Source organism: Bacillus cereus group sp. BfR-BA-01524 (assembly GCF_022662595.1).
Classification (GTDB): domain Bacteria; phylum Bacillota; class Bacilli; order Bacillales; family Bacillaceae_G; genus Bacillus_A; species Bacillus_A thuringiensis_S.
On sequence record NZ_JAKUDW010000368.1, the window covers coordinates 1 to 287 of the forward strand.

The following is a 287-nucleotide window of genomic DNA, read 5'->3' on the forward strand; positions in this document are numbered from 1 at the left end:
CAAAAAATGGCCGAAGAAATTAAAGAGTATATTGAGAGTATCTTAGTTAATAAAAGTAAGCCTCAAGTTGCTGCATCAGTAAGTGGGGCAGATGAAATACTAAAGTATAAAGAATTGTTAGATCAAGGAGTTATTACTGAAGAAGAGTTCCGAGCGAAGAAAAAACAATTATTAGGAATTTAAAAAAGCACTCATATGAGTGCTTTTTTTATTTTAAACCAAATTGAGATTTATTTTGTAATTTACCTTCTTGGAACATAAAGTTCGCATTAGCGCCAAATCCTTTT

At 30.7% G+C, this 287-nt stretch carries 1 protein-coding gene; it reads left to right on the forward strand.

All coding sequences use genetic code 11. The features are described from left to right. Nucleotides 1-183, forward strand: a 183-nt coding sequence (locus MR170_RS31505) for an SHOCT domain-containing protein (RefSeq protein ID WP_242310729.1), incomplete at its 5' end; no start/stop codon positions are given. Between the last annotated feature and the right edge of the window lie 104 nt (nt 184-287).